This is a genomic window from Rhodanobacter sp. OR87, assembly GCF_000473345.1.
Taxonomy (GTDB): Bacteria; Pseudomonadota; Gammaproteobacteria; order Xanthomonadales; family Rhodanobacteraceae; genus Rhodanobacter; species Rhodanobacter denitrificans.
This window is the reverse complement of the sequence record NZ_AXBJ01000006.1, coordinates 58,550-71,624: the sequence shown is the minus strand read 5'-3', so window position 1 is coordinate 71,624 and position 13,075 is coordinate 58,550. Positions and strand designations below refer to the sequence as shown.

At 68.2% G+C, this 13,075-nt stretch carries 10 protein-coding genes; 2 read left to right on the top strand and 8 right to left on the bottom strand.

From position 1 onward, the window contains the following. Window positions 1–29 precede the first annotated feature (29 nt). From RHOOR87_RS0107480 to RHOOR87_RS0107470, 3 genes are all read right to left on the bottom strand, one after another. On the bottom strand, window positions 30–1,637 hold the full coding sequence (locus RHOOR87_RS0107480; RefSeq protein WP_027484670.1) for a carboxyl transferase domain-containing protein: 1,608 nt from the start codon (window positions 1,635–1,637) through the stop codon (window positions 30–32). Window positions 1,638–1,789: 152 nt separating this feature from the next. Then, entirely contained in the window at window positions 1,790–2,155 is a 366-nt protein-coding gene (locus RHOOR87_RS0107475; RefSeq protein WP_007511924.1) for a hypothetical protein, read from the bottom strand. 155 nt (window positions 2,156–2,310) lie between these two features. Further along, the gene (locus tag RHOOR87_RS0107470; protein ID WP_007511923.1) at window positions 2,311–3,495 is read right to left on the bottom strand and encodes an acetyl-CoA C-acyltransferase; all 1,185 of its coding nucleotides are present in this window, start codon (window positions 3,493–3,495) and stop codon (window positions 2,311–2,313) included. A gap of 228 nt (window positions 3,496–3,723) precedes the next feature. On the opposite strand from RHOOR87_RS0107470, the gene RHOOR87_RS0107465 reads away from it, so the two are divergent. Beyond that, window positions 3,724–6,555 (top strand): S8 family serine peptidase, encoded by a 2,832-nt coding sequence (locus tag RHOOR87_RS0107465; RefSeq protein WP_027484669.1) that lies wholly within the window; start codon window positions 3,724–3,726, stop codon window positions 6,553–6,555. Window positions 6,556–6,904: 349 nt separating this feature from the next. On the opposite strand, the gene RHOOR87_RS0107460 is transcribed toward RHOOR87_RS0107465, so the two are convergent. The 5 genes from RHOOR87_RS0107460 to RHOOR87_RS0107440 all read right to left on the bottom strand — a co-directional run bounded on the left by RHOOR87_RS0107460 (window position 6,905) and on the right by RHOOR87_RS0107440 (window position 12,366). Further along, on the bottom strand, window positions 6,905–8,062 hold the full coding sequence (locus RHOOR87_RS0107460) for an isovaleryl-CoA dehydrogenase (protein ID WP_007511919.1): 1,158 nt from the start codon (window positions 8,060–8,062) through the stop codon (window positions 6,905–6,907). 66 nt (window positions 8,063–8,128) lie between these two features. Beyond that, window positions 8,129–9,673, bottom strand: coding sequence for a phospholipase D family protein (locus RHOOR87_RS0107455; protein WP_027484668.1), 1,545 nt, complete (start codon window positions 9,671–9,673; stop codon window positions 8,129–8,131). 138 nt (window positions 9,674–9,811) lie between these two features. After that, window positions 9,812–10,915 carry a Glu/Leu/Phe/Val dehydrogenase dimerization domain-containing protein gene (locus RHOOR87_RS0107450; RefSeq protein ID WP_007511915.1) on the bottom strand — a complete coding sequence of 368 codons (1,104 nt, stop codon included), beginning with the start codon at window positions 10,913–10,915 and terminating at the stop codon, window positions 9,812–9,814. Between the two features lie 206 nt (window positions 10,916–11,121). Beyond that, a complete protein-coding gene (locus RHOOR87_RS0107445) occupies window positions 11,122–11,454 on the bottom strand; it encodes a YXWGXW repeat-containing protein (RefSeq protein WP_027484667.1) in 333 nt (110 codons plus the stop codon). A gap of 114 nt (window positions 11,455–11,568) precedes the next feature. Further along, a complete protein-coding gene (locus tag RHOOR87_RS0107440; protein ID WP_027484666.1) occupies window positions 11,569–12,366 on the bottom strand; it encodes a M48 family metallopeptidase in 798 nt (265 codons plus the stop codon). Between the two features lie 106 nt (window positions 12,367–12,472). Between RHOOR87_RS0107440 and RHOOR87_RS0107435 the strand changes: the two genes are divergently transcribed. Further along, window positions 12,473–13,075: a TetR/AcrR family transcriptional regulator gene (locus RHOOR87_RS0107435; RefSeq protein WP_027484665.1), complete on the top strand. Its 603-nt coding sequence runs from the start codon at window positions 12,473–12,475 to the stop codon at window positions 13,073–13,075.

Sequence of the window (13,075 nt, the reverse complement as noted above, 5' to 3'; positions counted from 1 at the left end):
CGTGAAGTCGTCTCGCGTGGAGCGAAAGCTTACATGCGGAACACGCCGTAGTGCTGCGGCTCGATCGGCGCGTTGAGCGAGGCGGAGATCGCCAGGCCGAGCACGCGGCGGGTATCGACCGGGTCGATGACGCCGTCGTCCCACAGCCGCGCACTGGCGTAGTAGGGGTGGCCCTGGCGTTCGTACTGCTCGCGCAGCGGCACCTTGAACGCTTCCTCCTCGGCGGCCGACCACGCGCCGCCCCTGGCCTCGATGCCGTCGCGCTTCACGGTGGCCAGCACCGACGCGGCCTGCTCGCCGCCCATCACCGAGATGCGCGCGTTCGGCCACATCCACAGGAAGCGCGCGCCGTAGGCGCGACCGCACATGGCGTAGTTGCCGGCGCCGAAGCTGCCGCCGATCACCACGGTGAATTTCGGCACGTGCGAGCAGGCCACCGCGGTGACCATCTTGGCGCCGTCCTTCGCGATGCCGGCCTGCTCGTATTTCTTGCCGACCATGAAGCCGGTGATGTTCTGCAAAAACACCAGCGGCACGTTGCGCTGGTTGCACAGCTCGATGAAGTGCGCGCCCTTGAGCGCGCTCTCGGCAAACAGGATGCCGTTGTTGGCGACGATGCCCACCGGGTAGCCGTGGATGTGCGCGAAGCCGCACACCAGGGTCTTGCCGTAGCGCGCCTTGAACTCGTGGAACTCCGAGCCGTCGACGATGCGCGCGATCACCTCGCGGATGTCGAACGGGCGGCGGGTGTCCTGCGGGATCACCCCGTACAGTTCCTCGGCCGGATACTTCGGCTCGACCGGCGCGCGCAGCGCCAGCGGCATCGCCTTGGTGCGGTTCAGATGGCCCACGATGTCGCGCGCGATCGCCAGCGCGTGTGCGTCGTTCTCGGCAAAGTGGTCGGCCACGCCGGAGATCGACGTGTGCACGTCTGCGCCGCCCAGCGTCTCGGCGTCGACCACCTCGCCGGTGGCGGCCTTCACCAGCGGCGGGCCGCCGAGGAAGATGGTGCCCTGCTCGCGCACGATGATCGTTTCGTCGCTCATCGCCGGCACGTAGGCACCGCCGGCCGTGCAGCTGCCCATCACCACCGCGATCTGCGGGATGTTGAGCGAGGACATTCGCGCCTGGTTGTAGAAGATCCGCCCGAAGTGCTCCTTGTCCGGGAACACCTCGTCCTGCAGCGGCAGGAACGCGCCGCCGGAGTCAACCAGGTAGACGCAAGGGAGGTTGTTCTCCAGCGCCACTTCCTGCGCGCGCAGGTGTTTCTTCACGGTGATCGGGAAGTAGGTGCCGCCCTTGACGGTAGCGTCGTTGGCGACCACCACCACCTCGACGCCGTTGACCCGGCCGATGCCGGTGATCAGGCCGGCGGCGGGCGCGGCATCGTCGTACATGCCGTGCGCGGCCAGTGGCGACAGTTCCAGGAACGGCGAGCCGGGGTCGAGCAGGGCGCGGATGCGCTCGCGCGGCAGCAGCTTGCCGCGTGCCACATGCTTTTCGCGTGCCTTGGCGCCGCCACCCTCGGCGCTGCGTACCAGTTCGCGCTGCAGATCGTCCACCACGGCGCGCAGCTGGCGGCTGCTGGCCTGGAATTCGGCGGAACGCGGATCAACCTGCGATGCAATGACGCTCATGGGTGCGGACTCACGGATAGGCTGCCATCAAGGCCAAACCACGGATGATAGCGGGCGCCGGCCGGCGGCCAAAATCAGTGGCGGAGCGGCGAACCATGGACGAAAAAAACGGCCGCGCGAGGCGGCCGTTTTTTCAGGAAACCAGCAAGGGATCAATGACCCTTCACGGCGTCCTTGGCCTTGTCAGCCGCGTCCTTGGCCGCACCTGCGGCGTCCTTGGCAGCGTCGGCAGCCTTGGCGGCAGCGTCGACTGCGGCGGCGGCCGGAGCGGTGGTGGCGGCGGCCGGGGTCGCAGCGGTGGTGGCCGGAGCCGCAGCCGGAGCGGCAGCGGTGGTGGCCGGAGCCGCAGCCGGAGCCTCAGTCGGAGCCGCTGCAGCAGCCTTCTGCGCGGTGTCGGCCGCCTGCTGGGCGGTGTCCGCCGACTTCTGGGCGTCTTGCGCGGAATCCTGCGCGCCGTTGCTGCATGCCGCCAACAGCGCGACGAGCGCGGCGGCGAGTAGGGTACGCGTAAACTTCATGGTGGATCTCCTTTGCCGTGGAATGCCGTTTGGCCGTGTATTAATAGCGCTTTCGCGGTAATTGCGCCACATCTTTGTCGTGGCGCTTCAGGGCGTATTAAAAACAGATTTATCCAGCCGTCATCTGGATATCACGCGCTGGTCATGGATCGGCGTCAGTCGATGCACTCCACCGCAATCGCGGTCGCCTCGCCGCCGCCGATGCACAGGGAGGCGACCCCGCGCTTGAGCCCGCGCACCTTCAGCGCGTTCAGCAGGGTCACCACCAGGCGCGCGCCGCTGGCGCCGATCGGATGGCCCAGGGCGCAGGCGCCGCCGTTGACGTTGAGCTTGGCGTGCGGGATGCCGAGTTCCTTCATCGGGGTCATCGCCACCACCGCGAACGCCTCGTTGATTTCGAACAGGTCGACCTCGTCGACCTTCCAGCCGGCCTTGTCCAGTACCTTCTGGATCGCACCGACCGGCGCGGTGGTGAACCACTCCGGTTCCTGCGAGTGGGTGGCGTGCGCCACGATGCGCGCCAGCGGTTTCAGGCCGCGCTTGTTCGCGTCGTCGGCCGACAGCAGCACCACGGCGGCCGCGCCGTCGGAGATGCTGGAGGAGCTGGCGGCAGTGATCGTGCCGTTCTCCTTGCGGAAGGCGGGCTTCAGCGAGGGAATCTTGGCCACGTCGGAGCGCCCGGGCTGCTCGTCGGTGTCGACCACCACGTCGCCCTTGCGGCCGCTCACCGTCACCGGCACGATCTCGCCGGCGAACGCGCCATTCTGCTGCGCGGCCTTGGCCCGGTTGACCGACTCGATCGCGAACGCGTCCTGCGCTTCGCGGGTGAAGTGGTACTTGTCGGCGCACAGCTCGCCGAACACGCCCATCGCCTTGCCGTCGTACGGGTTGGTCAGGCCGTCCCAGGCCATGTGGTCGACCAGCTGGCCGTCGCCGTAGCGGATGCCGGTGCGCGCCTGCACCATGTGCGGCGCATTGGTCATCGACTCCATGCCGCCGGCCACCACGATGGCCGCCGAGCCGGCCTTGATCAGGTCGTGGCCCAGCATGATCGCCTTCATGCCTGAGCCGCACACCTTGTTGATCGTGGTGCAGCCGGTGCCGGCCGGCAGATCGGCGCCCAGCGAGGCCTGGCGTGCCGGCGCCTGGCCGAGGTTGGCCGGCAGCACGCACCCCATGATCACCTCGCCGACGTCGGCCGGGGCAACGCCCGACTGCTCCAGCGCGGCGCGAATCGCGGTGGCGCCGAGCTTCGGGGTGGGCACGCCGGTGAACTGGCCGAGGAAGGAGCCGATGGCGGTGCGCTTGGCACCGACGATGACGACGCTGACATCCGACATGGGTAACTCCGCTTGCGAGACGTGAGGGGCGCGAACGCCTGACAGACAACCGGGCAATTATCGCAGCCCGCCGCAAAACTCGGCAAACGGCCGCAAATCCTTGCGGCGTGAGGATTTGCGCGCGTTTCATTGGATTTTCGTTGTGCCAAGATGCGCGGCGGGGAAGCATCGCGGCGTATCCGTCGCGCCGGCGATGCATGGGGTCTGACGGTATCGAGAGGGGAATTGATGAATATGCTCGACTCGGGCTTGCGGCGTCGCGAAATGGCCTGGCTGGTGGCCATGGCACTGGGATTGAGTGCCTGCGGTGGAGGCGGCAACGTCAAGCCGACGCCACCGCCGACGGTACCGAGTTCGCCGCCGCCAGGCACGCCGACCGGCCAGCCGCCACTGGATGCCCAGTTGTCACTCACCAACGCCTACGCCGCGCACAGCCTGGGCTACACCGGCGCGGGCGTGACCATCGGCGTGGTCGACAGCGGCATCATGCGCAACCACCCGGCACTGGTCGGGCGAGTCAAGCAGGAGTTGCTCTACGTCGACCCGACTGCCAACAACACGGCGATCGACGACGTGGTCGGCCACGGTACCTGGGTCTCGCAGATCGCCGCCGGCGGGGCGTTCGACAAGTTTCCCGGCGGCATCGCACCCGCTGCCAGCCTGGTTTCGGCACGCATCATCAGCGACGTGGCGCCGAAGGACGATGGCTCGGGTCAGGGCAACGCGGTCACCGCCGCGGATGCGGCCTTCTTCGCGCAGACCCTGAACCCGGACCTGATCACCGCCGGCGTGCAGGTGATGAACAACTCCTGGGGCGGCATCTACTGGGACACCACCAACGCCTCGATCAACCAGGCCTTCGCGCAGGCCTACGAGCCGTTCGTGCTGCAGCATGGCGGACTGGTGGTGTTCGCGGCCGGCAACGACTCCCGCAGCGACCCCAGCGACATCGCCAGCCTGCCCAGCCTGGCACCGCAACTGGGGCCGGGCTGGCTGGTCGCGGTGGCGGTCGACAGCAATCACCCGACCCAGCTGGCGAGTTACTCGAACGCCTGCGGCAGGGCGATGAACTATTGCCTCGCCGCACCGGGCGATGTGATCGTCAGCGACAAGGGCGCGGTCGCCGGCGTCAGCCCGAGCTACTGGGTGGTCAGCGGCACCTCGTTCGCGGCGCCGGAGGTTTCCGGCGCGGCCGCACTGGTGTGGCAGGCCTTCCCGTACTTCAGCAACGACCTGGTGCGGCAGACCCTGCTCGGCACCGCCGATGATCTCGGTGCCACCGGTCCGGATCCCGTGTTCGGTTACGGCGAATTGAACGTGGGCCGCGCGGTGAATGGGCCGATGAAGTTCGACTGGGGCGATGTCACGGTGAACTTCAGCGGCACCTCCAACTGGAGCAATCCGATCAATGGTGCAGGCGGCCTGATCAAGCAGGGTAGCGGCACGCTCAATCTCATCCAGCCGGCGAGCTATACCGGCCTGACCCAGGTGCAGGGCGGCACCTTGAACGCCAAGTCACTGGCCGGGAGCGTCAGCATCGGGGCGGCCGGCACGCTGGCCGGCGCACAGACCATTCTCGGCGATGTCACGAATGCCGGCGTATTCGGAATCAGCGGCATTGCCGTCGGCAGCGACGTCGTCGTGGGCGGTAACTACGTGCAGCAGGGCAATGGCCGACTGGCGGTATCGCTGGGTTCGTCGCTGCGAATCATCGGCACGGCCAGCCTCGCCGGCGGCGACCTCTACGTGATCGGCACCAACCCGGGTTACGTCGTCAATTCGCATACCAATGTGCTCAGTGCTGGCGGCGGATTGAGCGGCACGTTCAGCGCCTTGAACAAGGCGAGCAACGTCGTCCTGCTCGATGCCACGCTCAACTACGACGCCAGCAGCGCATGGCTCGACGTGACCCAGGTACAGGCTACGGCGGTGCAGGGCATGACGTACACCGCCGCTTCGTATGGCGCTGCGCAGCGGGTGGACGGCGCGTTCGGGCTGATCAATGCCCAGCTCGGCTCCGGTACGGCTGCCACGGGTGCCACGCCGGTGGCGACGACGTTTGTCGCGGGTGCTGCCAGCCTACAGCAGTCGGCCTCATTGGCTGCGGCGCAGCATTCGCTGGAAAGCCTTTCCGGCCAGTTGCATGCGGCCAGTGCGGCGATGACCTTCGAGGCGATCGACGCCGGCACGCGGGCGCTGTCCGACCGTTTCGACAGCCTGCTCGATGCACCGCAGGCCGGGGCCTGGACGCAGGGTCTTGGCTATCACGGCGGCATGTCGCGTGGCGGCTACGAGCACGTCGGCTACGACCTCAGCGGCGCACTGGTCGGGCAGGATCTGCGCGTCGGCGGCAACGGCGTCGCCGGTTATGCACTGAGCCAGAGCCAGGGGCTGGGACGACTGGCCGAGAGTGCGGATCAAGGGCGCAGCCACGCCCTGGAGGGCATGCTGTATGGCGGCATGATCCGCGGCTCGTGGTACACGATGGGACGCTTCGGCATCGGCAACTATCGCGAGACCATGCGTCGCCAATTGCAATTGGGCAACCAGTTCGCCGGGGTCGCCAGCGACGTCCATGGCCGCTACGGCGTGGCCTATGGTGAAAGCGGCTACCGCTTCGCCCTGGGCCGCACGCAGCTCACCCCGTACATGAACCTGCAGTACGCGCAGATCCGGCGCGATGGTTTCAACGAGCTGGGTGCATACGGCTTTGGCCTGAAATCGGCGGCGCAGAGCACGGTGCGCTGGCAGGCCGGCGCGGGTCTGCGTGCCACCCGCGAATGGGCGCTGGCCGGAGGCGGGAGCCTTGCCTTGCAGGGGCGCATGCTGTGGCAGCAGTCGTTCGGTATGCGCGGCGAGGTATTCGATGCCAGCTTCAGCGGAATCAACCAGTTCGCCCCGGTGGGGGGTATCGGCCTGTCGCGTTACGGCGGCATGCTCGGCACCACGCTGGACTGGAAGATGACACCGCACGCCAGCCTGCAACTGGGTTACGACCGCTACTTCGGCGATCGCCAGCAGGCGCAGATGGGTACGGTGAATTTCAGCTGGGCGTTCTGAGCGCATCGGTGCACACAGAAGAAAGGCCCGCATGGTGCGGGCCTTGCCTTTTCCGATTGCGGCGGAATCATGCCTTGCCGTGGAACAGCTCGCGGCCGATCAGCATGCGACGGAATTCGGTTCGGTGTGCCGGCGCCGATGCCTTTGTCGGCGCATGTTCCTCAAGCCTTGCCGTGGAACAGCTCGCGGCCGATCAGCATGCGGCGGAATTCGGTTCGGTGTGCCGGTGCCGATGCCTTTGTCGGCGCATGTTCATCATGCCTTGCCGTGGAACAGCTCGCGGCTGATCAGCATGCGGCGGAATTCGGTTCGGTGTGCCGGCGCCGATGCCTTTGTCGGCGCATGTTCCTCATGCCTTGCCGTGGAACAGCTCGCGGCCGATCAGCATGCGACGGATCTCGTTGGTGCCGGCGCCGATCTCGTACAGCTTGGCGTCGCGTAGCAGGCGACCGGCGGGGAACTCGTTGATGTAGCCGTTGCCGCCGAGCGACTGGATCGCCTCCAGCGCCACCTTCACCGCGTTGACCGAGGCGTTGAGCAGGCAGGCGGCCGGGTCGATGCGCGACTTCACCCCGCTGTCGAACTGTTGCGCGACCATGTAGGCGAAGCCGCGCGAGCTCTGCAGCGCGGTGTACATGTCGGCGACCTTGGCCTGCATGATCTCGAAGGTGCCGATCGGCGCGTTGAACTGCTTGCGCTCGCGCACGTAGGGCAGGGTGAGGTCCAGCGCCGCCTGCATCAGGCCGATCGGGCCGCCGGACAGCACCAGCCGTTCGGTGTCCAGCCCGCTCATCAGCACGCGCACGCCCTCGTTCACCTCGCCCACGACGTTCTCGGCGGGGATCTCGCAGTTCTCGAACACCAGCTCGCAGGTGTTGGAGCCGCGCATGCCGAGCTTGTCCAGCTTCTGCGCGGTGGAGAAGCCCTGCATGCCCTTCTCGACGATGAAGGCGGTCATGCAGCGGCTGCCGGCTGGGCGCGGCGCGGTGCGCATGTAGACCAGCAGCACGTCGGCGTCGGGGCCGTTGGTGATCCACATCTTGTTGCCGTTGGCGACCCACGTGTCGCCGTGCAACTCGGCCTTGCAGCTCATCGAGCCGACCACGTCGGAGCCGGCGCCGGGCTCGCTCATCGCCAGCGCGCCGACGTGCTCGCCGCTGCACAGTTTCGGCAGGTACCTGCGACGCTGCGCCTCGTTGCCGTTGTGGAAGATGTTGTTGAGGCACAGGTTGGAATGCGCGCCGTAGGACAGGCCGACTGAGCCGGACGCGCGCGAGATTTCCTCCATCGCCACCATGTGCGCGAGGAAGCCCATGCCGCTGCCGCCGTAGGTCTCGGGGATAGTCACCCCGAGCAGGCCCATCTCGCCGAACTTGCGCCACAGGTCGGCGGGAAACAGGTTGTCGCGGTCGATGCGGTCGGCACGCGGGGCGATTTCCTTTTCCGCAAAGGCATGCACGGACTCGCGCAGCAGGTCGATGTCTTCTCCGAGCGGAAACGGACGCATGGCGAACTCCTTGGATGCAGACCGGCGATTTTAGCGCACGCCGCACCGCCTGGCCCGTGTGCGCTCCTACAGCTGCGATTCGATCGGCAGCCAGCTGATCAGGCGGGTGATCGTGCGCAGCCACCAGCCGGCCTCGGGCTCGTGCTCGAGCACGAGCGGCGGTTGCACGCTGCGGTCCAGCCACTGCGGCGAGCCGTCCGCGCCACGGCGCAGCTGGTAGCTCAGCTCCGGCATGGCCAGCCGCAGGTATTCCTGGCGCAGGTCGCGGGCCAGGCTGGCGTCATCGAACAGCACGCCCATCTCGGTGTTGAGGTTGGCCGAGCGTGGGTCGAGGTTGAACGAGCCGACGAAGCCGCGCGCGCCGTCGATCACGAACGCCTTGGTGTGCAGGCTGGCGCCGCTGCCGAACAGGCCGTGGGTGGCGACCGGGCCGCGGCGGCGGATCTCGAACAGGCCCACGCCGCCATCCAGCAACTGCCGGCGATAACGCTCGTAGCCGCTGTGCACGGCGGGCACGTCGTTGGCGGCCAGCGAGTTGGTGACCACGCCGACGCGGGTGCCGCCGCGTGCCAGCCCAAGCAGGGTCGCCGTGCCTTGCTTGCCGGGAACGAAGTAGGGCGAGATCAGCAGCACCTCGCTGTGCACGCCGTCCAGGTGGGCGGCCAGCCGCGGCTGCAGCCAGCCGCTGCGGTCGGCGGCCTTCGTCTTCAGCGGCGGATCGGACGCCACCGTGATGCTCGCGCTCCAGTGTGGCGACAGTTCGCGGTTGGCCAGGCGTTGCGCCGAGGGCGACGCAGCGACCCGGTCCAGGTAGACCTGCGCGGCGGCGTCGGCGCACTCGTGGGCGAGCGCGGCCACCAGCCTGTGCAGGTTCTCCGGCGTCTGCGGGTTCAGCGCCTCGATCGGCACGGCGGCGCTGGAGTTCCAGAAGTCGTCGAAGATCGCGCTGGCGTCGGCCACTGCCGGACCGAGCAGCAGCATGTCGAGGTCGCGGAAATTCACGCTGCGATTGGCGTCAAAGTACTCGTCGCCGATGTTGCGGCCGCCGACCAGCGCGATCCGGCCGTCGGCGATCCACGCCTTGTTGTGCATGCGGTGGTTGACGCTGAAGAAGCGCTGCACCATCTCCAGCAAACGCCACACGCCGCGGCGGTTGCGGAACGGGTTGTACAGGCGCACCTCGATGTTCGGGTGCGCATCCAGCGCCAGCAGCGCCGGATCCAGTCCCTGGGTGTTGATGTCGTCCAGCAGCAGGCGCACGCGCACGCCGCGCTCGGCCGCAGCGTAGACCTCGCGCGCCAGCAGGTGGCCGACCAGGTCGTCGTGCCACATGTAGTACTGCAGGTCGAGGCTGCGCCCGGCCAGGCGCGCGGAGGCGGCGCGCGCGGCGAACGCGTCCAGGCCGTCGGGCAGCAGGGTCGCCGCGGTCTCGCCCGGGTGCGCGGCCAGGTACGGGGCCAGCTCGCGGTCGATCGGGGTCTGTGCCGGCTCCGGCGGCAGTGCAGTGCTCGGTGTGCCGGTGGCGCGCGGGGTCAGGCGGTCGGCCAGCAGCAGCCCGCTGGTCACCAGCAACACCAGTGCGAACAATCCCCAGCCCAGCCAGATCATCATCCTGCGCACCCTCGGTCCCCTTGCCTGCGATTATTCGATCAACCGCCCCGCATAAGCAAAGGCCTGCCGCGGGTGGCGGCAGGCCCTGGTTGAAACCGGGGGGCAGGCCGAAGGCCGGCTTGCCCGTATCGGTGCGGCTTACTGTCCGCGCATGCGGCCCTGGAAACGGGTGCCGCCGTTGCCCATGTGCGACAGCTTCAGCTTGCCGATCGCGCTGATGCGCTCCTCGGCCAGGCGGTCGGCTGCCTTGTAGGTCGGGATGTTCTCGGTCTTGGAGATCTCGAAGATGCGGCCCAGGTTGTAGTAGATCGTGCGCATCATGCGCATCGCGCGCTCGCGGTTGTAGCCGTCGATCTCCAGCGACACGTTCATCACGCCGCCGGCGTTCACCGCGTAGTCCGGCGCGTACAGCACGCCGCGGCGGTTCAGCTCGTCGCCGATCGCGTCGGTGGCCAGCTGGTTGTTGGCCGGGCCGCAGATGATCTTGGCCTTGATGCGGTCGATGGTCTGCTCGTTCAGCGTGCCGCCGAGCGCGCACGGCGAGTACACGTCGGCGTCGACGTCGTAGATCTCGTCCAGGCCCACCGCCTCGCAGCCCAGCTCGTCCACGCAGCGCTGCACCGCTTCCTTGTTGATGTCGGTGACGAACACCTTGGCGCCCTGTTCGCGCAAGAGCTTGATGAACTCGCCGCCGACGTGGCCGGCGCCCTGCACGGCGTAGCTGTACTTGCCCACGTCCTCGTTGCCGTGCTTGAACTGCAGCGCGGCCATCAGGCCCTGCAGCGAGCCGTAGGCGGTGAACGGCGACGGGTCGCCCGAGCCGCCGTGCACCTGGTGCACGCCGGTGACGTACTCGGTCTCGCGGAACACGTATTCCATGTCGTTGACGTCGATGCCGACGTCCTCGGCGGTGATGTAGCGGCCGTTGAGCGAGTTGACGAAGCGGCCGAACGCGCGGAACAGCGCCTCGGACTTGTCCTTGCTCGGATCGCCGATGATCACCGCCTTGCCGCCGCCCAGGTTCAGGCCGGCCACGGCGTTCTTGAAGGTCATGCCGCGCGACAGGCGCAGCACGTCGTTCACCGCCTCCTGCTCGGTCTTGTACGGCCACATGCGCAGACCGCCGAGCGCGGGGCCCAGCACCGTGTTGTGGATCGCGATGATGGCCTTCAGGCCGGCGTCCTTGTTGTGGCAGAAGACGACTTCTTCGTGACCCGTGTTGGCGATGGTTTCAAAGATCATTGGAACGGTGACTCCATGATTTACGGTGCCGGTGGGCATCGACAGAGGGTGGCGGAAGAGACCGCGGGAATCCGCCGGAGGGTGATGAAAACACCTGAAACTCATCGCCCCGACCGGAGCCGGGGCGATGAATCAAAGCGACAAGTTTAGTACGTCGCCCCCGAGGGTGGTGACGCGACGCAACAAGTCACGGACGTATGGAGCGCTCAGCGACCCCAGTAACCGGGCCGGAAACGCCACTGCTGGCCGTGGCGTACCCAGTGCGCCGGGCGGTAGTGGCGGCCCGGATGCAGCCGGAGCCAGCCGCCGTCGACCCACACGTGGCGATGGGCGTGCGGGTTCCAGCGCCAGTAGCCCGGTGCCCAGACGTAACCGCGGCGTGGCGGCGGCAGCCGTTCGAAACGCGGCGGCGGCGGGGCCACGCCGATGCTGATGCCGACCGCCATCTGGGTGCGCGCGGCAGCGGGCGGCGCATACAGGGCGCCGGCGAACGTCAGGCCGAGTCCAGCCAGCAGGGCCAGCTTGAGTGCTTGGGTCATGGTGTCCTCCGTCAGCGCCGCAAGGCGCGGCAGGCGGGACGGGAAACGAGGAGCGGCGCGCGCAGTTGACGGGGCGTCGTCCCCCGTTCAGTCGGCGATGGCGGCCAGGCCCGCCTACAGCCGGCAGTTCGGCGCGCGGCTGCTGGCGCGCGCCTGCTGGTACACCGGCAGCAGTTGCTGCGCCTGCCGGTCCAGCGCCTGCGCGCGGTTGCCGGAAGACGGGTGGGTGGACAGGAACGCCGGCGGCTTGCTGCCGCCCTGCGCACCCATCTTGTCCCACAGCGTCACCGCCGCGCGCGGGTCGAAACCGGCCTGCGCCATGTAGCGCTGGCCCAGCGTGTCGGCCTCGCTTTCCTGGGTGCGCGAGAACGGCAGCAGGATGCCCACCTGCGCGCCCACGCCGAGCAGCGCCGCGACGTTGCCGGTGTCGCTGCCGCGCGTGCCGGCGTAGATGCTGCCGGCGGCCACCGCCGCCTGCGCCGCCATGTTGTCGGACACGCGCTCCGCACCGTGCCGCGAGACCACGTGCGACAGCTCGTGGCCCAGCACCACCGCCAGCTGGTCCTGGTCGGTGGCGAGCTTGAACATGCCCCGGTTCACGCCGATCCGGCCGCCGGGCAGGGCGAACGCGTTGGCCGTGTCGTCGCCGATGATCTGCACCTCCCACTGCTGGGCGTTCCACGGCGGCGGCAGCACCGCGATCAGCGCGTTGGACACGCAGGTGGCGTAGGCGCGTTCACGCGGCGCGTCGACGAACTTGCCCTGCTTGCGCATGTCGTTGAACGCGCTCAGGCCCATCTGGCTCATCTGGCTGTCCGACACCATCATCAGCTGCGAGCGGCCGGTCGGCGAGGTGACGCAGGCGGCCAGAAGGGCGGTGGCGAGCGGGATGCTCAGGTTGCGGATGTTCATGCGGGATCCTCCTTGGCGTGCAGTGGCAAAGCATACCTACAAGGTCTGCCGAGGCCGCGTGACTGCCGCTTGATATAGAACGAACGATCGTGCTATTTATGCAGCCATGACGATCGCAACCCACCCCGGCAAGCGCGCGGCCACCCGCGACACCATCCTCGACCACGCCTACGCGCTGGCCTGCAACGGCGGGCTGGAAGGCCTGTCGATCGGCGGCTTGGCGGTGGACGTGGGCATGTCCAAGAGCGGCGTGTTCGCCCACTTCGGCTCGCGCGAAGACCTGCAGCTGGCCGTGCTCGGCACCGGCCGCCAGCGCTTCGTGACCCGGGTGCTGCTGCCGGCGCTGCAGCAGCCGCGCGGCCTGCCGCGGCTGCGCGCGATCGTGGCGAACTGGTTCGAGTGGGGCCGCGAGCACCAGAGCGGCTGCGTGCTGCTGTCCGCCGTCAGCGAATACGACGGCCGCGACGGCGCGCTGCACGACGGCGTGGTGCGGCAGCAGGCCGGCTGGCGCGACGAACTGCAGAAGGCGATCGCGCAGGCGGTCGAACTGGGCCACCTGCGCAGCGACACCGACGTCGCCCAGCTCGCCTTCGAGATCTACGCCCTGATGCTCGGCCTGCACCACGACGCCGGGCTGTTCGGGTTCGATGAAGCCGGCTGCCTTACGCGAGCGGCCTTCGAGCGCCTGTGGCGCAGCTGGCAAACCTGA